Source organism: Caldithrix abyssi DSM 13497, assembly GCF_001886815.1.
Classification (GTDB): Bacteria; Calditrichota; Calditrichia; order Calditrichales; family Calditrichaceae; genus Caldithrix; species Caldithrix abyssi.
In genome coordinates this window covers 2,093,783-2,116,923 of sequence record NZ_CP018099.1, presented here as the reverse complement: position 1 = coordinate 2,116,923, position 23,141 = coordinate 2,093,783, and the positions used below count along the sequence as shown (strand labels likewise).

Below are 23,141 nucleotides of genomic sequence, written 5' to 3'. Positions count from 1 at the left end.
CTAAAACAATCATTAATCAGGGAGGTACCTTTATGGTCAATCACAAGTTTTCATCTTTCGGGCTTTCGGTTATCTTTTTGTTTTTAGCGCTATTTTTGTTCAATAGCAGGGCGCAGGCTCATTGCGATGCCATTGACGGCCCGGTAGTAACAGCAGCCGTAAAAGCGCTTGAAACCGGAAACGTGAATTTGGTTTTAATTTGGGTCAATAGTGAGCAGGAAAAAGAAGTCATAGATTCTTTTCAAAAAACACTTAAAGTCCGCAAATTAAGCCCTGAAGCCCAAAAACTTGCCGACACCTATTTTCTTGAAACCGTCGTTCGTCTTCATAGAGAAAGCGAAGGCGCGCCTTATACCGGCTTAAAGCCTGCGGGAATGGACCTTGGGCCAGCCATCCGGGCCGGCGATGAAGCTCTGGTCAAAGGATCAGCCGATGAGGTTTTAAAAATTTTAACGGACAATGTAAAAAAAGGTCTCCATGAACATTTTCACGATCTGGTTTCCAAGAAAAATTTCGATGCAAACGATGTGGAAGCGGGCCGAGAATTTGTGGCCTCTTATGTTAAGTTTATCCATTATGTTGATGGAGTTTACAAAGCAACGCAAAAATCGGGACACGATCATTCCGCTGAAACATCAGTAGAAGCGACTCCGCCAGCCAAGTGCGACGGTCATTAATTCTCTTTTGTGATTTTCAATATGCTTAAGGCGTGTTTTTTTACTACAAAATAAAGCGTCAAGCAGATTAATATAGGCTCGAGTGAAAACAAAACAGGTTTTTCACTCGAGCTTTTTTGATTTAATCAATCGCAAAGATTGCGCAAAGTACGCCAGGAAAATATAGCAGTAATACGTAATGAGTTAATCTAATTGTTTACAGCTTTTGGGACTGAAAGGAAACATTTAAAAAAGGCGTCACAAAAACAGATGCTTTGCAACGCCTTTAGATAGAAAGTCCGCTTTGAGACTGGTTAGTAAATTTTCAGTAGTTTTACAAAAGCGCGTCAATGATGGCATTGAAGGTCGGACTGGGCCGCATTTCTCTTTCAACGATTGTTTCGTCCGGTTTGTAATAGCCGCCAATATCAACCGGATGTCCCTGAGCGGCTAACATCTCTTCATTGATTTTGGCTTCATTTTGTTCCAGCGCTTCGGCCACTGGCGTAAAGCGTTCTTTTAACCAGGGGTCTTTATCCTGGCTGGCCAGAGCGCGCGCCCAGTACATGGCCAGGTAAAAGGTACTGCCGCGATTATCCAGTTCATTCACCCTGCGCGAGGGCATCTTCCCGTTTTCCAGATAGTGGCTGATGGCCTGATCCAGAGTTTCGGCCAGTACGGCAATCTTTTCATTGCCTGTTTTTTCGTGAATCATTTCGAACGAAGGAACCAATGCGCAATATTCGCCAAGAGAATCCCAGCGCAAATGGCCTTCGGCGACGAATTGCTGCACATGTTTAGGAGCGGAGCCGCCGGCGCCGGTTTCAAATAATCCTCCGCCTTTTAGCAAGGGCACGATGGACAACATGCGCGCGCTGGTGCCCAATTCCAGAATGGGAAACAGATCGGTCAGATAATCACGCAGTACGTTGCCGGTTACCGAAATGGTGTCTTTTCCCTGTCGAACGCGTTCCAGCGTAAACTTCATGGCGTCCACCGGCCGCATAATGCGGATATCAAGACCGCTGGTATCGTGGTTTTTCAGATAACGTTGCACCTTCTGGATAAGCTGGGCATCGTGCGCGCGGCGGTCATCTAACCAGAAAATCGCCGGGTTTCCGGTAATGCGCGCCCGTTTTACCGCCAGTTTAACCCAGTCTTCAATGGCCACGTCTTTAGTCTGGCACATGCGAAAGATATCGCCTTTTTCTACCGGTTGTTCCAGTAAAACGCTGCCCTTTTCGTCCACGCAGCGGATGACTCCATCGCCCTGCGCTTCAAATGTTTTATCGTGCGAGCCGTACTCTTCAGCCTTTTTAGCCATCAGGCCGATATTAGATACATTGCCCATGGTAGCCGGATCGAACTGTCCATGTCGTTTACAATCTTCAATGACCGTCTGATAAATGGTGGCGTAGCTGCGATCGGGAATCATGGCCAGCGTATCCTGCAGCTGCCCGTTTTTATTCCACATTTTGCCGCCATCGCGGATGACCACGGGCATCGAGGCGTCGATGATCACGTTATTGGGCACATGTAAATTGGTAATGCCTTTATCGCTATCTACCATGGCCAGATCAGGTCGTTTTTGGTAAACAGCATTAATATCTGCTTCAATTTCCGCTCGTTTTTCTGGCGGCAATTTTTCCAGTTTCTGTAAAACGTCGGCCAGCCCATTGTTGACGTTTAGGCCAATGGATTTCAGAGTTTCGGCATGTTTTTCCAGAGCTTCTTTGTAATATACCTCAACCGCATGGCCAAACATGATGGGATCGGAAACTTTCATCATGGTAGCCTTGAGGTGCAAAGAAAGCAGCACATCGTCTTTTTTAGCTTCTTCAATTTTTTCTTCGAAAAACTTACGCAATTCACGTACGCTCATTACCGCCGCATCGACCACCTCTTTTTCCTCAAGCGGTAGCGATTCTTTAAGAACGGTTATCTTACCGCTTTTATCAACAAATTCAATGCGCGTTTGGGCGGCTTTTTCCATGGTAATGGATTTTTCACTGCCGTAAAAATCCCCTTTTTCCATGTGACCGACACGCGTTTTGGAGCCTTCTTTCGGCCAGGGCTTCATTAATTTGTGCGGATTTTTTTTGGCAAATTGCTTTACGGCAGGCGCAGGACGCCGGTCGGAGTTGCCTTCGCGCAGTACGGGATTAACAGCCGAGCCCAATACTTTAGAAAAGCGAGCCTGTATTGCTTTTTCTTCTTCTGTTTTAGGCTCTTCAGGATAGTCCGGTATGTCATAACCTTGTTGCTGTAGTTCTTTAATGGCATCCTGAAGTTGCGGAACAGAAGCGCTGATATTGGGTAATTTAATGATGTTGGCATCAGGATTCTGCGTTAACTCCCCCAGTTCCTTCAAATCGTCGGTTATTTTTTGCTCTTCCCTCAGTTTATCAGGGAAGGTGGCAATAATTCTTCCGGCCAGCGAAATATCTTTCGTTTCAATTTCAATGCCGGTTCCTTTTGTAAAAGCTTTAATAACCGGCAACAATGCAAAGCTGGCCAGGTAGGGCGCTTCATCCGTTTTGGTCCAGTAAATTTTGAATGGTTTCATATCTTTCCCCACTTTTTATTAATTTAACCATAAATAGTTTTCAATTTTTACATAAATTGTAAGTTAAAGAAAAGTTAACATATCATGCAATAAAAGAATAAGGGAAAATTGGTGATTGACGATTGATGATTGTTGAATGAATTGGTGGGAATGGTTGGTTGGAAGGGATCCTTGGCGATTTTTTTTGTTTGGGCGTTTATGGAGAATCGCGCGATGGAGGACGCGCCGCGCTCCACTGCTCCACGATTAATCTCCATTGACGACCGTTCCTTTTGCCCGTAAATTACAATTTTAAAATAGGAATTTACTTCATCACCCGGAGGTACCGAATGCTCTCTGAAGAACAGCGGCGACAAATTATCACGGCTCTTTCCGAAGGCAAGGCCATTCCCCAGGAGCTTCAATCTTTACTATTTCACGATCCTGCAAAAGAGTTTGAACTGGTTTATCGCAATAAAATAAGCGAGGAGGCGCTTTTAGCGAATCGGGACGGGGTGCTTCCCGCGGCGCTGCAGGTAGATCGTGTTTACGCTCCGGACGGGGAGGTGGAATTAGAGAGCTGGAAAAACCTGATTGTGTTTGGCGACAACCTATCTTTTCTTAAAAGCGTTTACAGAAATCAACATCCATTGATTAAAGACAGGATCAAAGGCAGAGTTAAGCTGATTTACATCGATCCGCCGTTTGCCACCGGCGAGCGCTACGACGCCAACAAAGGGCAGCGCGCCTACAGCGCCCGCAGAGTCGGATCGGACTTTATCGAATTTTTACGCAGAAGATTGGTTCTGGCCCGTGAAATTCTTGCCGAGGACGGCGTAATGGTGGTGCGCAATGCTTACAATTACGGACATTATGTTAAAATTATTCTGGATGAAATTTTTTCCATCGATCGTTTTATCAACGAGATCATTATCAACCGCAAACGAAAAAGCATGGGTAGCCTTAAAAAATACGAAGTGGCCTACGAATACCTTTACGTTTATTCCAGATCCGATCGTTATTTTTTTGAGAATCAGCTGGCTAAAAAACCGCTTTCCAGAATCAAATGGACCAGCTTTTTGAGTCAGGAAGAGCGCAATCCCAGAGAACGACGGGTTTTGGGATTAACCTTTTTACCGCCCGCCGGACAGCATTTTTCACTGAATCAGGCCAAAACCGAACAATTACTAAAGGAGCATTATTTACGCGTTAAACACAAGCCAAGCGGCGCCATCTTCTATTATTCGCAAAGCGGCAACGACGACGCCTTTTACAAAACGATTTCCACTAAAGGCGTGAATAAATTCAAATATCAGGACATCACCACGCAAACGGAAGTCTTTGGCGTCCGCGAGATTCGAGAGATTCCCCGTTTTAAAACGGCGCCTGTTGAAGAGTTTAAAATCGAATATTTGACCAGAGACGAAGAAAAAATCACCAACGACTGGCGCGACATTCCATCATACACCGATACCAGCGGCTACCCCACAGAGAATTCCGAACAATTACTGGCCAGAGTGATTCGCTCTTTCACAAAAGAAGGCGATTTAATAATGGATTTTTTCGCCGGTTCCGGAACCACTGCCGTTGTGGCTGAAAAACTTAACCGTCAGTGGATTGCCGTTGACATGGGCAAACTGGCCTATTTTACCATGCAAAAACGTCTGCTTCAAATTTATGATTCAAAGGACGCGCAAAACAGAAACAAAAAATTTAGACGAAAGGCGCGTAGTTTTTTAACCTGTCGTGCGCTGTCACCGCCTCCTGATAATCGCTTGAAGCTTGATCCACAAGTCTACCGCCAGTTTGTTTCTACTGTTTTCAATATCACTTTACAACCCTTTCGATGGAACGGCATCGAATTTGACGGAAAGCTGGATGATTCGCCGGCGTTAATTTTCGACGACACAAAATCGGCTGGACAATCCATCGATATCCCCTATCTGCGCGACCTGAGTAAAAAATTACAATCCAACAGTCCGGCTGCCATCTACATTATTGTGCCAGAGCTTTATCTCGAAATGGATTCTGATTCTTTTCACAGCGATGGAATAACTTTTTATTTTTTTAAAATTCCTGATCAAATCCTTACGCAGTTAGGCGCATTCCCTTCGCAAAACGGGCAGCCCAATCAGAACAGAAAGAAGAACCACGATTTTGAGGAGGCGATCGGCTTTCATTTAAATCTGCCCCCACAGGTAAAATCAAAAATAGAATCGGAGGGGACTGCGCGCCGGCTTTTCATCAAATCTTTTAAAAGCCGCGGCCGTCACGCACAAAAAAAACAGGTCTGGTGCGGATTGGGCGCCCTGTCGGCCGTGTTTATCGATCGAGATTACAATGGCAGGTGGTTTACCTTTGATTTGACTTTTTTTGCGGAAGAACTCTTTCCTTTTTTGAAAACAGCCGGCAAAAACCGGGAAGAGATCAACAAGCGCTTTGCCGAATTAAATGACAGCGGCCTGCAAATAGAACTGGGAGACATCCCTTCCGGCAAAACAGTTGGGATCATTTACACCGATATCCACGGGAATTTTTTCAGGGAACAATTTACATTGTGAGGAGGCCCTATGACGCGCCCGGAATTTACCAATCAAAGGAACCTCGATTTTTCCCACTGGATCAGAGCCAATTTGCGAGACTCTTTTCACGGCCTGATTGTGCATGATATCGACTGGATTATGGTCAATTACTGCACGGGGTTTTTCATTATTGTCGAACAAAAATGCTGTCAAAAAACAAGCAGTATGCGCACCAATCCCGCTCAAACGGTGATCTTTAAAATGTTAAACGAATTTTTACAAACGGCCTCGGATATGAACAGACGTTCGCAATTTTCTGTCAATCCGGCCACTCAAAAGCCCTATATTTACCAGGGCGCGTTCATTCTTGAATTTTTAGAAGGAACGGATCCGGACAGCGCCCGGCAGATTTATGTGAATGGCCGATCCATTCGCAAACAGGAATTGATCCAATTGTTAAATCTGGAATCAGACTCGGAAGCGCTTTTGCGGCGATACCGCACAAACTGGATTGAAGAGAATTTAAAAAAACAGCTTGACAGGTTGAAGGGAAGGTGCGATGGGTGAAAGGGGTCAGTTTGTCTGGTGAAAGGTTGAGCTGGGCAATAGGATGTGTTGTTGCCCGGGGCGTTGCCCCGGGCAATTTTTCTTCAGCAGGGGATGGAGCACTCTGAAGGAGCGCTCCATTAATTGTTATTGTGCCGCGGCTCTCCTGCACAAACTTTCAACACAATTTGTTTGCGAAAAACCTCGCTTCTTTTTAATTTGCAAATGTATGTCAATACTTAGAAAGGTTAACATGGAATTTGTAGATCTACGCAGCGATACGCTCACAAGACCGGACGAAGGCATGCGTCAGGCCATGGCATCGGCCGAAGTCGGGGATGATGTATTTGGCGAGGACCCGACTGTCAATCTTTTACAGGAAAAAATTGCAGAACTTACCGGTAAAAAAGCGGCCCTTTTTGTAGCCAGCGGAACCATGGGCAATCAAGTTTCCATTAATGCCCACACCCAGCCCGGCGATGAGGTTATTTGCGAAGAACGGGCGCACATCTTTAATTACGAAAGCGGTTCTCCCGCCATGCTCTCCGGAGTTCAGCTCCGTCCGCTTCCCGGGAAATACGGCGTATTAAATGTGGAAGAGGTTGAAGAAGCCATTCGTCCTGCAGACCATCACTTCCCGCAAACGCGTTTGATTTCTCTGGAGAATACGCACAACCGCTGGGGCGGCACCATTTATCCTCTGGACGAAATCAAGAAAATGCACAAACTGGCCAAAAAATATAAATTAAAAATGCATCTGGACGGCGCTCGTCTGTGGAACGCCTCCATCGCAACCGGCATTACCATTAAAGAATTTTCCAGATATTTTGATTCGGTTTCGCTTTGTTTTTCTAAAGGACTGGGAGCGCCAGTGGGCTCGGTTATTGCAGGCGACGAAGATTTTATCGAACGCGCCCATCGTTACCGCAAGGCTTACGGGGGCGGAATGCGTCAGGCGGGCATCCTGGCGGCGGCGGCCATTTACGCCATTGAACATAACTGGCAACGTATGGCCGACGACCACCGACGGGCGCGCACCCTGGCCGAAGCCATTAACGAGATGCCCGGCCTGGTGGTCAATTTACAAACCGTTCAGACTAACATCGTTATTGTAGATACCAGTTTAACGGGACGTTCTTCCGCCGAAATAGCCAGCCGGTTATTGGAAGAAGGCGTTAAAGTAATTGCCTTTGCCCCCACGCGCCTGCGAGTTGTTACGCATTTACATATTGATGATCAGGCCATCGAGCGAGCCATTGAGGCATTTAAAAACGTCAGTAAAAACCTTTAACCAGAGGCTGGTAATGTGAATATTATCATCGTTGGCGCAGGAGATATTGGCTTTTCGCTGGCCAAACGTCTGGCATACGAAAAACACAATATTTCCATTATCGAGTCGGAGCAAGAACGTTTCAAATATGTGGAGCAGGCTCTGGATGCCCAGGTATTATTGGGTCACGGAGCTGATTTCAAACTGCTCCACCAGGCAGGGGTAGAACACGCCGATTTGCTGATTGCCGTCTCCGATCAGGATGAGGTTAACATCATGGCGGCCATGGCGGCCAAAGAGGCGGGTTGCAAAAAAACCCTGGCCCGCGTGAGTAATCCACAATACTTAAGCTCCAAAGCCTATTTAAATGCTGACAAACTGGGCATTGATACCTTGCTGCATCCAGAGTCTATTGTGGCCAAAGGCGCCGTGCGTCTGCTCAGACAAAGCGCAGCCAGCGACATTATTGAATTTGCCGACGGACAGCTGGTGCTGCTGGGCATCCATCTGGATGCCAACTGCCCGATTTTACGTCTGCCTTTGCGAGAAATAAGCGCGCAGTATTCGCAATTTCCCTTCCGGATTACGGCCATTCAACGCAAAGATTTTACCAAAATACCCGGCGGCGATGATATTTTGATGCCTAACGATCATATATTTGTTGTGCTGGATCGTGAGAATATTCCTCAATTGTTGAAAATGGTGGGTAAGCATAATATTTCGCTGGAGCGGATAATGATTTTAGGTGGCGGCCAGATCGGCTACCTGATCGCCAACGAACTTGAGGACAACCACCAGGTCAAAATTGTTGAATCGAATGTTGAAAAATCGTACACCCTTGCCGAACGCCTCGACCGTTCCATGGTCATCCACGGCGACGGCCGTGATATTAACCTGCTGGCGCTGGAAGGCATTATTGATATGGACGCTTTTATTGCCGTGACCGGCGACGACGAAACCAACATTATCACCTGCCTGATGGCCAAACACCTGCGTGTGCCGCGTATCATTTCTTTAATTAATAAACCGGATTATGCGCCCATCATTCCGACCATTGGCATCGACGCTTTTGTGTCCAAACAATCGTTGGTGGTCAGCGGCATATTAAAATTCATCCGCCAGGGCGAAATCGTCAGTATTGCCTCCATCCCCGGTGTGGAGGCTGAGATCATTGAATTGATTGCCCAACCCGGCTCAAAGATCACGAAAAAGCCCATATTAAAAATCGCTTTTCCGCAAAATGCCCTGTTGGGCGGCGTTATTCGCGGGGATCAGATCATCATCCCCACCGGAAACACGCAGATTGTGGCCGGGGATAAGGTGGTGGTGTTTGCTCTCCCCGGGGCTGTTAAAAAAGTAGAAAAACTTTTCAGTTAGTAACGCCATGATTCATTATCGCAGTATTTTCCATGTTCTGAGCGCGCTGCTCCTCTTTATGATCGTTGTGCTGATCATTCCCCTGTTGATCTCGTTCAATTTTGCCGAGCCCGACGAAATAGCGTTTTTGCAAACCATGGGCGTGCTTTTGATAGTGGCCTTGCCCCTCTTTTTGCTGACGCGCGGCGAGGTTACACTGGATATTAAAGACGGCTTTTTGATCGTTACCCTGGGCTGGACGCTTTACGCCCTGTTTGGCGCCCTGCCCTTCTATTTTAGCGGCTTCATTCCATCCTATACCGACGCCTTTTTTGAAACCATGTCCGGCTTTACCACCACCGGCGCCTCCATTTTAACCGATATCGAAGCCCTGCCTGAAGGCTTGCTTTTCTGGCGCTCATTAACGCACTGGCTGGGGGGAATGGGCATTATTCTCCTTTCGCTGGCAATATTACCTTTACTGGGCATTGGCGGCATGCAGCTTTTTAAAGCCGAGGTTCCCGGCCCCACGCCAGATCGTTTAACGCCGCGCATTAAGCACACCGCCGAGCTTTTGTGGGTGGTTTATGTGGCTATCAGCGTTATTGAGGCTGTTGCCTTGAAACTGGCCGGCATGAACTGGTTCGACGCCTGGTGTCACACCTTTGGCACCATGGCCACGGGAGGATTTTCCACAAAGAATGCCAGCGTTGGCGCCTTTAACAGCGGCTTGATCGACTACATCATCATTGTGTTCATGATTATTGCCGGAACTAATTTTTCTTTACATTACCGGGCATTTAAAGGAAAGTTTTTCAGCTATTTTAAAGATCCGGAAACACTCACATTTATGGCCATTATTCTGGCGGCCACCGTCTTTATCGCCATTGATATTCTTTCCATATTGGGCTATGAACAATTTTCTTTTCGCCATGTGCTGTTTCAGGTGGTTTCGATCATTACCACAACTGGTTACGGTACATCAGATTACGAGCAATGGCCAATTTTGTCAAAAGTTGTTTTGATCATTTTAATGTATTTTGGCGGATGCGCCGGCTCGACCGGCGGCGGCATGAAAATCATTCGCTCCATCATTTTATTCAAGTTTGCCATCAATCAGGTCAAACAATTGCTGCATCCCAATGCCGTTTTTGTGGTTCGCGTGGGCAAGCGTAGCGTGCCGCAAGAAATCGTAACCAACATCGCCGGTTTTACTCTGCTCTACATTCTGCTTTCGATTATTGGCGTTTTGTTCATGAGCGGGCTGGGATTAAACTGGGAAACCTGTATTGGGAGTGTGGCGGCAACCATCAATAATATCGGTCCGGGATTCGGCTCGGTGGGCCCCACGGAAAATTACGCCCATCTGCCGTTGATCGGTAAATGGTTTCTTTCCTTTTTAATGCTTGCCGGGCGGCTGGAAATTTACACGGTGCTTGTTTTGTTTGTGCCCATTTTCTGGAAGCGTTAAAACCAGTAGTGAAAGTTGTGGAAAGACGGTAGCATGTATGGGGCTGTCCCAAAAGTCAAAGACAATGTATTTTTTTACATTTTTTCTTTCCCTCACCCCCTTTAATTCCCCCTCTCCCGAAATCGCTGGACCTGGCACACACTTGACACAGGGGGAATAATTTGTTAAATTTTCTACATGCAAATATATGGGAAAATTTTTAGCGAACCAATATTAAAACGTATTAATGCGATCATTGCCCGGCAGCCGCAGATATCTCGTAGGAAATTATCACGAGAGGTATGCGAACTGATGGACTGGAAATCTCCCAATGGGAAATTCCAGGAGATGAGCTGCCGTAAAGCCTTATTAGAGCTGGATCGGCGCGGTTTAATCAAATTACCAGAACGAAAAAAAAGCTATGCTTTTGAAAAAAAGAAAAAGCGTAAGCTTGATGTTCCAATCGCCTCCATTGAAGGCCATTTATCGGTTTTAGGCGAAATTGTAATCGAGCCGATCAAAAGCCGCTACAGCAAGGATTCGCGCGCATGGTTTCAGTTAATAGAGAATTTCCATTACCTTAAAAGCGCAAAACTTTGTGGCGCTCAGATTCGCTATATTGTAAAAAGCGAGAAGTATGGCTATATTGGCGCTTTAGGCTTTAGTTCAGCGACTTATAAATTACGAGCCAGGGATGCCTATATTGGCTGGAGCGAAAAGGCGCGAAGGGAGAATATCCAGTATGTGATCAGTAATGATCGTTTTTTGATCGTACCTACGGTTAAGGTCAAGAATCTGGCTTCATTTCTGTTGAGTAAAGCCTTGCAGCGTATTGGAACCGATTGGGAGAGTCGTTATGGTTATCGCCCGGTTTTGGTGGAAAGTTATGTGGATTCTAGTGTTTTCAAAGGCATCGGTTACCTGGCTTCCAACTGGCTTTATGTAGGAAATACCAGCGGTCGTCGTGACGGTATCGCCAAAAAGGTATTTCTTTATCCATTGCAAAGGAACTGGCGAAAGATTTTGTGTCAGGAGAGTGCGGACGGTTTAGGCCAAGGACGATTAATCAAAGACTCATCGAATTGGGCGGAGCGGGAATTTGGCAGCATTCGCTTATATGACAATCGTCTCAAACAGCGTTTGTACGCCATAGCGGATGACTTTTACAACAAGCCGCAGGCCAACATTCCGGAGGCCTGTGGTGGTAAGGCGCGCACGATGGGCGCCTATCGATTTTTTCAAAACGAGAAGGTAACCATGGATATTATTTTAGATGCACATACCGAGGCGACGATAGATCGCATAAAAGAACACAAGGTGGTTTTAGCGCCTCAGGACACGACCATTTTAGACTACAGCACGCATCCCATGACCAAAGACTTGGGGCCGACAAGCCATATAGATCACCAGAGCATTGGCTTGATTTTACATGATACATTGGCCTTTAGTGAGGATGGCACGCCGTTAGGCGTATTGGATGCCCAGGTATGGGCTCGTGATCCGAAGGATCGAGGCAAGACGCGTCGTCGGAAGGAATTACCCATTGAGCAAAAAGAGAGTATGAAATGGTTACGTAGTTATCGCCGGGTCAACGAGATCGCTAAGTTATGTCCGGAGACGCTTATCGTAAGCGTGGGCGATCGAGAGGCGGATATCTACGAATTATTTCATGAGGCTCAAAGGAAAGATAGCAAGGCAGGACTTTTGGTACGCGTGGGCAAGCGCCGCAATCGCAAAGTGGCCGGAATTGATCTGTGGGATTACATGTCCAGTCAAGAAGAGCGCGGTCAATTTCAAATTCATGTTCCTCGTAGGGGCAATATCAGGGCTCGTGAGGCCAAGATGTCCTTGCGTTATTCGTCGATAGACTTAGAACCGCCGAAACGATTTTCGTCCTCTAAGCCCATTAAGGTGTGGGCTGTTTATATCCGAGAGGTCGATCCGCCAGCTGATATTAAGAGTCCAATAGAGTGGATGTTATTGACCACGGTGTCGGTAGAGAATTTTACTGATGCCTATCAACGAGTGCAGTGGTACACTCGTCGTTGGGGTATCGAGATATATCATCGAACGCTCAAGAGCGGCTGCCGCATAAAAGATCGTCAATTAGGCAGTGCGGATCGTTTAGAGACGGCCTTAGCCGTGGATATGGTTGTAGCCTGGCGCATTTATCATATGACCATGTTAGGTCGTGAAATACCGGATTCGCCGGCGAGCGTATTTTTCAAAGAAGAGGAATGGAAAGCGTTGTATTGCTATGTGCATAAGACGCCCATAGCGCCGGAGGAGCCGATGAGTTTACGAGAAGCCATCCGTATGGTAGGTCAGATCGGAGGCCATTTAGGCAGAAAGAGTGATGGCGAGCCTGGCACAGTAACGCTCTGGCGAGGAATACAGCGATTGGATACGGCAACCGAGATGTATATTATTTTTACTTCAAGCCGAGACGGCCCATAACCCACGGTGCTATGTGTGGGTAAAGGTCAGCCCGAAATCGGGAGAGGGGGATAAGGGGGTGAGGACTATTGTAAACTTTTCCATATATTTTTATAAATATACATATGATGTCGCTTTTGAGACACTCCCATAACACCTTTGGCATGATGATTTTCGACATCGATAAAACCATTCTGCTGTTTTATGCCTGATTTTTCATGGTTTATATTGTTGCAGAGAGCGAACATATCAAAGACGAAGGGATTTGTCCTTCGTTCGTGGTTCTGCTTACGTTGTGCTGCGCATGCCCAGGGCGGCGCCCCGGGCAATCTCCCCCACGCCAAACCAGCGCCCCCCTTCAGGGGGCGCTTCCCTCCCCCTCTTCTCCATCCCCTTCCCCCCGGCCTTCTCCTCAAACCGAAAACCTTTCCTATTCCACCTTCTCACCGTCCGCCAACGGAACCTCCAGCAGCACAAAGCTCCGCCAGCGTCCACCATCTTTGATCTGCGTTTCCTCTTTTACACGGCTGCGGCGTAAAAAAACATTCAAACTATCGCCGCGCCCGCTCAGCTTTTCAGCCAATTTTACGCGCGCCTCCAGCATGGCTTTTTTCCTGGCCAACTCCGGGCGCAGCGAGCTGCCCTTACCAACAGCGTACAGATAACCCTCTTTCTGCGGAACGGAAAGCGCCCACTGCGGCGCATTCTTCACCTGCAACGCAAGCGAATCGCTGTCCGCAGTCTCTACCGTCGATTCATTACCCTGTTTATCTTTTTCATTTTTACAGGCAAACAAAATAAGGCCGGCGGCTAATATTAATAAAAATACCCTCCTCATCATTCACCTTCTTGCATTAAACGGTCGCGCTCTTTATTCCATTGCACCCAGTCGGAATTGGCGTCTTCCTGCGCATCAAATGCAGTCATTTTATAAGCCACATCCTGCATCTGCTTAAATTCCGCCAGGTCTTTAGCCACCATGTCTTCAAACGCTTTTCGCTCCTCTTTTATGAATTGTTCAAAATCGTCAGCGTCCTTTTTCTTAAATTCTTCAAATTCCTTTTGCTGTTGCTTTTTGTACTCTTCAAAATTCATCACCAGAATTAATTCCTGGCCGGCGCTTAAAGTGAGCGAAGTATCGGCCAACCCCGAGCGATCTTTTTTTAAGGGGGTAATCTCCAGGGCTCCTTCATAACAACGATAGCGGGTCATGTTAGAGTCGCTTTCCAGGCGATAGACTGTGCCGCGCACGGCGCAAACAGAAGTGGGCGTTTTAACCACCAGCGAGGCCACCCCCTTTAAAAACAAGCTGATCCAGGCCCGGCCGCGACTCATTTCTACCTGTTCATTGCCCATTTTATCGCGCGTAATGCTGATCACCGAATTCTCGCCGATGCGCATCACTTTCTTGTTTTTAAAAGTAATTTCGCAGCGCGATTGTTTACCTGTTTTAAGGCGATCTTTTTCCAGCACCGGCATGTAATATTTAACCGGCTGCCATTCCAGCTGCCCCGCATGCTGCAAAAAATTCTTCCCGATGGGAAAGGTCACCTTGCCCAGCGGCTCCTGAGCAAGCGTAACAGAAGTAAAGAACAAAATGACCATCCAGCCCAAACAATGTATTTTCATCGCCTTTTCTCCTCGTTGCTGTTTTCTGTCGCTTCAAATCTCAAAATTTAAAATGCCGTTCTCATCATACGTATTTAAGCGTCAGTTCATTTTAATTCAATAATTTTGGGATTAACGTCTTTAAAATCGGGCATCACCATTCCCGCGTCGGCATTGATGTAGGTAGGATCGCAAATCACGAATCGTTTTCCTTTGTATTCCACCGCGGCGCCCGGAATCTGAGAATTAAAACACACCGCCGTGGCAATGTGATTGGGGTAATCCAGCCCAATGATCTCTAATCCCAGCAAATGACGCACCAAAAAAGCGAACAGAACGGAACGGTCTTCACAATCGCTGGCCGGGTAATAAAGCGTTTCGTCCGGCAGCAAACATTTTTCACGACCAAATTGCTGGTCATCTGTCTGGTATTTAAAGGCTGTTTGCACAAAGCGTAAGAGCAAATTCACCGCCTCCAGCTCGCTTTTGCCCTGCACCATGGGCCGTAATTGCGTAAGCAAAGAATAATTCAGCTCGCCGGAAACCGGCGCCGCAAAATACACGGTTAAATCAGTTTGCGGATAGTTTTCCAGAAAACGCACCAGTTGCACGTCGTACTGCGCGGAAAGCTGATATTGTTTGCCGTTAAAGGTAAAATGCATGGCTTTTTCGCCAGGCGTAATGGCGAAAACCGGCAAACGGTTCAGGGTTAAACGAAGAGGTTGATCCGCGTTTTTAAAAGTTCCGCGATAGGTGCGGATCTTGCCGCTCAAATTCAGCCTTTCATTAAGCGAGATGAAGTAATAGCGCTGGTTGTTAATCTTAACAAAAGGTTGTTCAAAAATCGTATTTTTAGAAGGCATGAGTAAAAATAACTTATCGGCTTTAAAGGCGACCTTTGCGTCGTAACCCAGCTTATTCAATAAAAACCAGTTATAAGCCGTGCAGATATTGGGATCGTTTGCAAAATTTTTGCGAACCGCCTTGTCTATCAGCTCCAGAAAAGCCCAGTCGTTTAATAGTAACTGTTTTTGGGTTTGTTGCAGGGCCGAAACCAGCGGTTTGTAATCGGTGGCCGCCATGGCCAGCCAGGCCTGGCTGATCTTTTCGCTGGTTAGCGGACTTTTAAGGTTTATTGATTTCAATCGCACCGCGGGAAAATTGAGCCTGGCGCCGTAAAAATTCACGGTAATAGCCTGCTTTTGAGGCCTGGGCAGGGGGCGCGGCTTTGGTTTAACCACAGGTTTTGGAGGCGGGAGCGGCAATTCTTCAATCTTTTTGACAGGTACTTGCGGTTTTGGTTTGTCCTCTTCACGGGCAACGGGCATTTTAGGCGGTTTTGGCCTGGAGAAGGTTTTTATGCCTTGTTCGGTTAAAAAAGCCTGCCAGTCTTTTTTCAAAAATTCGGCAAAGTCTTTATCTTCCTGCTCCACAAACTGCTTAAACTGCGCCTGATCTTTTTCCAGCCATTTCTGAAACTCATCATCCTGAGCAAACAGGCCTTGGCCCGATATTAACGCGCCAAGCGCCAGATAGATAAAAATATGTCCCATGCGCATGATTTCTCCAATCATTTTGATTTTACACTGGCCGGTATGGGCGTACTGGCCTTTGTCGTTTTAGCCAACGCCTTTCCCATCTTTTTTCGCCAGCAAACAGCGCCGGGCAGGAAGCATTAAGTCAGGGATTTAACACCTGCGCCGACTCTTTTTGATCGTAAAATTGGTTAATGGGCGCCACCTGATTATTGCGATCGATTTGAAAGACCTTCCACACATTGCCTTTGACGCCGCGCGGTGCGTCAAAGCTGGCCACCAACCGACCATCGGCATAAACATCCACATGGGCGCCGCTGTACGAAAGGTCGCGGCTGCCCCGGTGCATTCGGCCGCTGTAATTGTGCACGGCATAGGTGTAAACTCCGGGCGCCGGTTTATAAATGGTGATGGTTTCCGGACCGTAAGAGTGCTGATCGTCGCGGTCCAGAAAATTTCGGCCGCCGATGGGCGTTTTATTGCGCCACCAGATGTGGAACGTTCCGCCGCCTGGACGCGGCCCGCTTAAATGGGCATCCAGATCCGGAGGAAAGGCGCCCCAGGTTAAAATAATACGAAATTCCCGCACCTCCGGCGTTAAAGCAAAATGCATGCTTACCGGCAATTCCATAATGGTCATTTCGAATTGATGTTTGGCTTCCAGATACCCTTGCTTGCTAAAAAGCACATCATAGGCGCCGTATTCCATTTCGCTGATAAACGTCCCATTGGCATCGGTCTGTCCCAGGGCAACGGTTTCGCCGGTACGCTGATTTTTAATGGCCACGCCCACGCCGGCCAATGGCCGACCGTTGACCGCATCCACCAGATTAACCACGTAAAGCCGTTTTTTCAGGAACAACTCATTAACTTCGTAAAAATGCCCGTCTGAGATAACGCCTGCGCGGTACACCAGCCCCTTTTGCCCCGGTTTGAGCTTAATGGAATGAACGCCGCCATTCAGGCGATCCTCCACCCACACTTCGATGCCAGCGTTAGAAAGAGCGTAAAAATCTTCTTCCTCGGCAAATTCCTCATCCATCAAATCGTTGATCACCCAAATATTAAATAAGGCCCCCTTTGCATCATGGATAATGAATTCCTGCGAACCTCCCGTTAGCGTGCGGTTAACCGTCACATTGCCATCGCTGGAAGGTTTATCCAGATTGCCGCGAATGGCTTCCACCTTGCCATCGTGATAATATTGTAAAACAGCCTCGGCCTCGCCGCTCATGGCCATTTCATCCCATTTAACCGTTACCTTAAAATCGTAGGCCTGCACGGTTAAAAGCAGGCACAAAGTCATTAGAATAACCTTTAACATCCCCATAGCCCTTCAGCAAATTTAACTTTATCTCAAATCATCTTCGTAACATGGGCGAGATGATATTCTTTTTTGCAATGCGCACCAGAACATAAAAAAGCTGATTTTCCAGGTCCGGATACCGTTCTACAATTTCTATATCTTTCAAATAATATTTGATTCGTAAAAAGGAAATTTCCTGAAATGATGATTCCCCATCCGTCTGATCTTTGTACAAAATTTTGATGCGATGAAAGCCCACGGCAAGATTGGTCAAAATATTAAAGATGGCCTGTTCTTCCGCAGTTTTCCATGCGTCATTCTCATTACGCCGCGAGGTAAAAAGGCCCACGCCGTAGGCATAGCGCTCATCCTCCCAGAACGTCTTTTCTACCCACGGCGGCGCCTTAAGTTGCCTGGCGTTAATCCATTCTTTTGACAGGGAATCCCTTTGCTCAAACGAGTAAGCGGCAATATAATCGCCGGTGAGAATATTGGTCATAAAAGAATCAATGCCAAAAAGTTTGCCCTGAATTTTAAGCACGGAGTCTGGCGAGTAATAATAGTAATAATCCGAATTTTTCAGCCACTGCGATTCGTTGGTGTCTTCAAATATCTCCAGCGTACCATTGACCACGCACGATTTGTAAGCGCAGTACATATTTTCCGCATCGGTTCTGGCGGAATGCCCGCCGTACGAATAGCCAACAATAATTCCCGGATAGTTTTTTGGATAAAGAAACCACGAAGGATATTCTTCAATGGCAAAAAGCTGCGAAAAATAACAAAGACTGCCCAAAATACTAATCAATACAAAACGCATCATGACAATAACGATCATTTAATGGGAAATAGCCGGGCTTGCCTCAGGGGCCTTTTAATCCGGCGACATTCCAGAGGTTTCGGCCGAAAAGAACGTCTCTGGTTCGTTTCTTTCCGACTTTGCACAACGATTGTTTTTTTTCGCTTGAAAGTGCTTTTTAATCAGTTCGTAGCGATTAAAATGCCCGCTTCCTCTGCTTAAAAGGGAAATGAGGGAACGCCCCATAGGGGACGTCCCTCACTAAAATCGTTGCGTGGCACAGGAACAGCGCCGGTTCGCTTATTTAAGGTCCTTGCTTTTCTACAAGCATAAACGCCCGGCATAACCACGTTAAAAGATCAGAAGCCCTGTTGTTGTTTTTCGTAATCTTCCATCTCTTTTTTCAGCTCTTCGTAAGCTTTGGTGGCTCTAAAACGCTGGTAAAGTTGCGGTTTCTTGTTCTGTAATTCATCCAGGATGGATTGATTAAGCGTTTTGGGATCAATGGCCACCACCGCGGCAGCGGTAATCTGGCCGGTTTCTTTATTGCGCAAGAACTTAACTTTTTTGGTGACGGCGCCGCGTAACAATTGACTGGTCAATGTTTTGGTAACCGTCGTGAAGGCTTCGTTAATTTCGGAATCGTTTGCGCTGCCGATTTCTTCCTGGAAGCTCTTGTTCAGCCTTTGAACTTTGGTGTTAAAAACCTGCGCCAGGTTGCCCATGGCGTCGGTTACGGCCTTCTTTTTGGCCAGATCCTGCCGCGCAGAGGTGCCCTGTCCCACGGCTGCCACCCCGCCGGATTCAATAATTTTGTTGGCCAGATCGGTTAAATCCTGAAATGGATCTTCAATAACTTCCATGGCGCCCGGATCCGATGCGGCGACTTTGGGGTTCGAACTTCCGCACGAAATCATCAGGGCAGAGGCAATGACTAAAATTAAAGCAAAAAACATAAAACGCTTCATGACGTTCTCCTACATTGATTTGACTTGAATGAAAAATGCTTTCTTATATTCGCACTATTCCTTTTTAACTGCATTGATCTGCATCAATTTAAATTAATTCGCAACCTCTAAATTTTAAAATGAATTAAAATAATCCATCAATTGTTTGTAAAATTTCGTGGTTAGCGCTTTTTTAATCGTCCGCAATACGCGCGCCCGGACTTCATCTTCCGAAATCGCCGCCGATCGCTTGTTAATATTAAACGTTTTTAAGGTCGTCTGATTGATCAAATCGTTGACATCGATCTTGAAATGCCAGTTGTAAGCCACAACGCCCGGCCGATTCAAATCCGTTTTATTCATCTCCAGTTGATAGCGAATGCTGAGATGGGGATTTTGCCGGCCCATGCTAAAGCCAAAACGACCGAGTACCTCGCGCAAATAAGCGGCGATCTCTTCAGCAGAAGGTCCCTCGCCGCTAATTTGCACAACAATCGCTTCTCTGATTTTGCGCGCTGCGTTTTGCAGGGCGTCTTCGCTGACCGCCAGTTCCAGACCGTCGCCGCCGGTTAATACCTTGTATTGTTCGTTAATCAAACTGTTAACCTGAGCCAGGGCCAGCGCTTTGTTGATGTTGGCCAGTTGACGCAATTTATTGGTCTCGCTTTGACTGGTTTCATAATATCTTTTTAATAGTAAATTGTTTTCATTAAAATCCTGCTCCAGCAAGGCGGCCGTTTCCGCCCGATCCAGATAAGCCAGCGCGTAGTACAGCCCTTCTTTTTCCGAAAAAAAGACCTGACCGATTTTGACATTTTTTAGCTGCACGTCGCTTTGCAAACGCGTGCGGTTCAAAATATTCGTTTCGCTGCTAATGGAGCTTTTGTTCTTTTTAAGAGATTCGAATACGCTTTCAATCAGGGTTTCGTCCACCTGAACATGGGTCTTAAAAATTTTGGCAATTTGCCCCATGGCGTTCTTTTCTGCGGCTTCACGCGTATCGCCGCTGCCCACGCCCACCAGGTATTGATGCTCGGAATAAACTTCGTAAGGATTGTTTACCCATGCCGGTTTTTCGCTCCCCCGCTGCACGCCGCTCGATTTTTGCGCGTACGAACACTGCCAGAATTGAATGAACAATAGCGCGATGATCATTCTAAAAAGTATTTTCATGCCATGCACTCCTGCTTATTTTATTGAAGCGTTGCAAAATGAATGAGATTGACGTTTTTTGTGGTGATTTCGGTCTGAAAATGTTTACGCAACAAAACCTGACCGCCGCCATCGTAACAGGTAACGTCCACCGAATGGTTGCCAGGAGTCACCTTAAATTCGCCGGCCAGACATTTATCGGGCATGGTTTTCCACACGCGCAAATCAGGCTGCTCGGTGGCGTCAACCGCCAGATCGACGCTGGCATCCAGCAACGCTCCTAAAAAACCGTCGGCTTTTAATTCTTTACGCAGCTTCTTTTTGCCCTTGGCCGCCAGAATGCCTTTGGTAACCGTGCGCACCAGAGTTTTTAAATAGATGATCTTTTGCTTGCTCTGGAAGGTTTTAACCGCCACCTTGCCCAAATCCTCTAAAAGCTCAAGCGTTCCGACATATTGGCCGTTGATGGCCACATCCACGCGTTTTATCTTTGTTTTTCCGCTAACCATCATCGGAAAGGCGAATTTAAAATGGTAACCTGCTTTCATCCCCGGAAATGGAATTCTCGGTAAAGCAATGGGAACGCTTAAATCGCTGATGCCCAGGTAATTGTCGTAGGTGGTAATCAAACCGCCGACGGCTATCTTGCGCGGCGCCTGTCCGACAAACCCCATGACGCTTAAATAGAGCGCCCCGCGCTCCATGGATGGTTGCTTTAAGAACGACGGCTTTTCAAAATAATACACATCCGATTGCAGGCGAAAGGCTTCGTCAATCTTTTCCAGTTCAATGCGGCAGTCGTCAAAGCTCCCCTCTGTGCGGTAAATTAAATAGGAAAGATAGTGAGCCAGCACATCGTTGTAAAAGCGCGGCGACTGGTAGGTAAAATTGATGGCGGTGGTGTCAGCCTGGTTGTACTTTTCTACCATCTCACGGTATTTGTCTTCCAGCTCTCGCAGCTTAATATCCACGCGCCGGATTTCAACAAAGGCGTCGTCAAACCGATCGAGCTTAATGTAGTTGATCGCTTTGAACACGTTGACGTAAATATTTTCGTGCACCTCGCCGTAATAATCCATGGTCAGGTCGTTGAGAAAAAAGGACATGCCGGCCTGCGAAATGCTTTTAGTGAACAACTCTTCCATGGCCAGCTCGGCCTTTTCAAAGTACTGATTGCTGCGTTGATAATCTCCCTGATAAAAATAGGTGATGCCCATATCCAGGTAGTAAAGCAATCGGTCTTTCTGACGGTAGAGATTTAACTTTTTGGCTTGCTCAATTTTTTTAAGCGCCAGTTGGTATTCTTCGCGAGAGAGATCGGCAACCACCGTATCAAAATATTGCGCCTGGCGCATGGAGGAAGCGCAGGCTAATAACCACAGCCCGACAAAAATCAGCAAAAAGTTTTTTGCAGTTTTCATGTAAATTCCAGCTTAAGTGGGACGTACTTATGGAAAATTTTGAAAAGACTCCGCGTTTCCTAAGAACAGCCAATCATCCCGCCTGCCCGGAATCAAGAACTCTCCCATTACAACAGCGTCTCTCTTCCGTTCCGTTCGGCAGTGACAGTCTTAATGATCGTTTCAAAGGATTTAAATCATGAAACCTACCACTTGTATTTGCTTTGTTCGATATATTTTTTGATTTCTTTCTGGCCGATCCACACCTTGGTGTTTTTTTCGATGTCGATTAATTCCAGATTAACCTGGTATTTGACCACGCGTCGTCCTTCAAAGGAATCGGTAACGGAGGTGATGACGCCCTGCAGCATAAAATCGGCGCCCAATTCATTGGCCAGCTCCTTGGCGCTCTCTGGCGAGGCAAAACTTTGTTGATCCAATCGTTCGTTGCGCAGGGCTTCGCGTTCTTTGTCTGAAGCCACAAACTGCACCTGACCGGAGTTTAACAACTCTCGCTCAATATGTTTGATGAACATGGCCGTTTCGATGTGTTCGCTGGTGCGGTTGCGTATCTGTCCCACGATAACAACCGGTTTTCGCCCGTTTTCATCGATAAAGTTTTTAAGCCACGGTCTGGAAAGCACGTCTTTTACCATGGCCTCGGCAGTAAGACGGGCATCCGTATCGTTCCAGCGCCCGCTAATGTCGATGGCTTCGTCCACCTGAACGCGTTTAACCGTGCGCGTAGGGCCAGCGCAATTAAAAAGGATGATTGAAATCAGAAATAAGGAAAGGTAATTAAGAAAATGCGTTTTCACTGCCATGGGGTTCTCCCTTTTTCATTTGCCTAATTATTTTAGTTTATTATCGACTGAATATCAAATTAAATTTACTTATCCCCCTGAACGCTCAATTTAATTCGACTAAAAAATTCACAACTTGAATATTAAAATATTTTAATTCAAGAGGAAAGAGCTGTCTGTGTTTTTGATCAAAAAAATTCGTGTAAAGGAACGGTCCTCTGCCGGCCGCTAAGCAGGCGTGTCCGCTTTCCCTTCTACTGCAATTAGAGTACGGTTTTTGTCCAATGGAGCTATTCAACGAGCGGGACTTGCCCGGTGGCAAAGTAGGCGGATCATGGCGGAATTTCGGCCTAATAACCAAGGCAACCAAAAACAATTTTGCTGGGATTTAAACAACCTCAGAGCGCACAGCGCACAGAGAATTCACAAAGGGCACAAAGAATGTTAAAAATTAAAAATAGTTGGAATTGCCTTCACGCCCTGTACCCTCACTCCCAGACAAAAGATTAGGAGTGACCGTACTTGTAAGGGCGAAGGATTTCCATCCCCACTTTATCCAGAGCGCTTTTTTTATATGACTAAAGATTAATGCTTACCAGAGTTGAATTGTTCTTGGAAATCCTTCGCCCCTACGTAAACGGTGGTAGGAATTCACCACATTTGCAGAAACATTTTTGAAATGACAGACTAACTATTCAACCATTCAACTAATTAACCATTCAACCAATCCAGCCATGGCGAGATAGGTGTTTTGAAGGAAGTATTCTAAGGCAGCACAGCCGCAACCAAAATCAACCGCAACGCGCGCAA

General features: G+C 46.7%; 18 protein-coding genes. 8 read left to right on the top strand and 10 right to left on the bottom strand.

Going from position 1 to position 23,141, the window contains the following annotated elements; all coding sequences use genetic code 11:
* Positions 1-32: 32 nt before the first annotated feature.
* Entirely contained in the window at positions 33-677 is a 645-nt protein-coding gene (locus Cabys_RS08285; protein ID WP_006929882.1) for a DUF6448 family protein, read from the top strand.
* Positions 678-990: 313 nt separating this feature from the next.
* Here the strand turns inward: Cabys_RS08285 and Cabys_RS08280 are convergent, their stop codons facing one another.
* On the bottom strand, positions 991-3,222 hold the full coding sequence (locus Cabys_RS08280) for an NADP-dependent isocitrate dehydrogenase (protein ID WP_006929881.1): 2,232 nt from the start codon (positions 3,220-3,222) through the stop codon (positions 991-993).
* 329 nt (positions 3,223-3,551) lie between these two features.
* Here Cabys_RS08280 and Cabys_RS08275 point away from each other — a divergent pair, with 329 nt between their 5' ends.
* The 6 genes from Cabys_RS08275 to Cabys_RS08250 all read left to right on the top strand — a co-directional run bounded on the left by Cabys_RS08275 (position 3,552) and on the right by Cabys_RS08250 (position 12,802).
* Complete coding sequence (locus Cabys_RS08275; RefSeq protein ID WP_006929879.1) at positions 3,552-5,762, top strand: DNA methyltransferase; 2,211 nt, start codon at positions 3,552-3,554, stop codon at positions 5,760-5,762.
* A 9-nt stretch (positions 5,763-5,771) separates the two neighbouring features.
* Entirely contained in the window at positions 5,772-6,290 is a 519-nt protein-coding gene (locus tag Cabys_RS08270; RefSeq protein ID WP_006929878.1) for a hypothetical protein, read from the top strand.
* Positions 6,291-6,522: 232 nt separating this feature from the next.
* Positions 6,523-7,560: a low-specificity L-threonine aldolase gene (gene ltaE / locus Cabys_RS08265; protein WP_006929877.1), complete on the top strand. Its 1,038-nt coding sequence runs from the start codon at positions 6,523-6,525 to the stop codon at positions 7,558-7,560.
* A gap of 15 nt (positions 7,561-7,575) precedes the next feature.
* Positions 7,576-8,916: a Trk system potassium transporter TrkA gene (trkA, locus tag Cabys_RS08260; protein WP_006929876.1), complete on the top strand. Its 1,341-nt coding sequence runs from the start codon at positions 7,576-7,578 to the stop codon at positions 8,914-8,916.
* A gap of 7 nt (positions 8,917-8,923) precedes the next feature.
* Positions 8,924-10,366 (top strand): TrkH family potassium uptake protein, encoded by a 1,443-nt coding sequence (locus Cabys_RS08255; RefSeq protein WP_006929875.1) that lies wholly within the window; start codon positions 8,924-8,926, stop codon positions 10,364-10,366.
* A gap of 177 nt (positions 10,367-10,543) precedes the next feature.
* The gene (locus Cabys_RS08250) at positions 10,544-12,802 is read left to right on the top strand and encodes an IS4 family transposase (protein ID WP_006929874.1); all 2,259 of its coding nucleotides are present in this window, start codon (positions 10,544-10,546) and stop codon (positions 12,800-12,802) included.
* A gap of 409 nt (positions 12,803-13,211) precedes the next feature.
* On the opposite strand, the gene Cabys_RS08240 is transcribed toward Cabys_RS08250, so the two are convergent.
* The 3 genes from Cabys_RS08240 to Cabys_RS08230 all read right to left on the bottom strand — a co-directional run bounded on the left by Cabys_RS08240 (position 13,212) and on the right by Cabys_RS08230 (position 15,942).
* The gene (locus Cabys_RS08240) at positions 13,212-13,622 is read right to left on the bottom strand and encodes an LPP20 family lipoprotein (protein ID WP_081475094.1); all 411 of its coding nucleotides are present in this window, start codon (positions 13,620-13,622) and stop codon (positions 13,212-13,214) included.
* Complete coding sequence (locus tag Cabys_RS08235) at positions 13,619-14,410, bottom strand: FecR domain-containing protein (protein WP_006929872.1); 792 nt, start codon at positions 14,408-14,410, stop codon at positions 13,619-13,621. Before Cabys_RS08235 ends, Cabys_RS08240 begins: the two co-directional genes overlap by 4 nt.
* An 86-nt stretch (positions 14,411-14,496) precedes the next feature.
* Positions 14,497-15,942 carry a hypothetical protein gene (locus Cabys_RS08230; RefSeq protein ID WP_150109297.1) on the bottom strand — a complete coding sequence of 482 codons (1,446 nt, stop codon included), beginning with the start codon at positions 15,940-15,942 and terminating at the stop codon, positions 14,497-14,499.
* Here Cabys_RS08230 and Cabys_RS20590 point away from each other — a divergent pair.
* Entirely contained in the window at positions 15,934-16,068 is a 135-nt protein-coding gene (locus Cabys_RS20590) for a hypothetical protein (RefSeq protein ID WP_257786504.1), read from the top strand. The genes Cabys_RS08230 and Cabys_RS20590 overlap by 9 nt on opposite strands.
* Position 16,069: 1 nt before the next feature.
* On the opposite strand, the gene Cabys_RS08225 is transcribed toward Cabys_RS20590, so the two are convergent.
* The 6 genes from Cabys_RS08225 to Cabys_RS08200 form a co-directional block, all read right to left on the bottom strand.
* Entirely contained in the window at positions 16,070-17,254 is a 1,185-nt protein-coding gene (locus Cabys_RS08225; RefSeq protein WP_081475093.1) for a YfaP family protein, read from the bottom strand.
* A gap of 31 nt (positions 17,255-17,285) precedes the next feature.
* Positions 17,286-18,053 (bottom strand): hypothetical protein, encoded by a 768-nt coding sequence (locus Cabys_RS08220; protein ID WP_006929869.1) that lies wholly within the window; start codon positions 18,051-18,053, stop codon positions 17,286-17,288.
* Between the two features lie 335 nt (positions 18,054-18,388).
* Positions 18,389-18,997: a hypothetical protein gene (locus Cabys_RS08215; protein ID WP_006929868.1), complete on the bottom strand. Its 609-nt coding sequence runs from the start codon at positions 18,995-18,997 to the stop codon at positions 18,389-18,391.
* A 114-nt stretch (positions 18,998-19,111) separates the two neighbouring features.
* The gene (locus Cabys_RS08210; protein WP_006929867.1) at positions 19,112-20,149 is read right to left on the bottom strand and encodes an LPP20 family lipoprotein; all 1,038 of its coding nucleotides are present in this window, start codon (positions 20,147-20,149) and stop codon (positions 19,112-19,114) included.
* 20 nt (positions 20,150-20,169) lie between these two features.
* Positions 20,170-21,549 carry a COG3014 family protein gene (locus Cabys_RS08205; RefSeq protein ID WP_006929866.1) on the bottom strand — a complete coding sequence of 460 codons (1,380 nt, stop codon included), beginning with the start codon at positions 21,547-21,549 and terminating at the stop codon, positions 20,170-20,172.
* 185 nt (positions 21,550-21,734) lie between these two features.
* Positions 21,735-22,352: a penicillin-binding protein activator LpoB gene (locus Cabys_RS08200; protein WP_006929865.1), complete on the bottom strand. Its 618-nt coding sequence runs from the start codon at positions 22,350-22,352 to the stop codon at positions 21,735-21,737.
* Between the last annotated feature and the right edge of the window lie 789 nt (positions 22,353-23,141).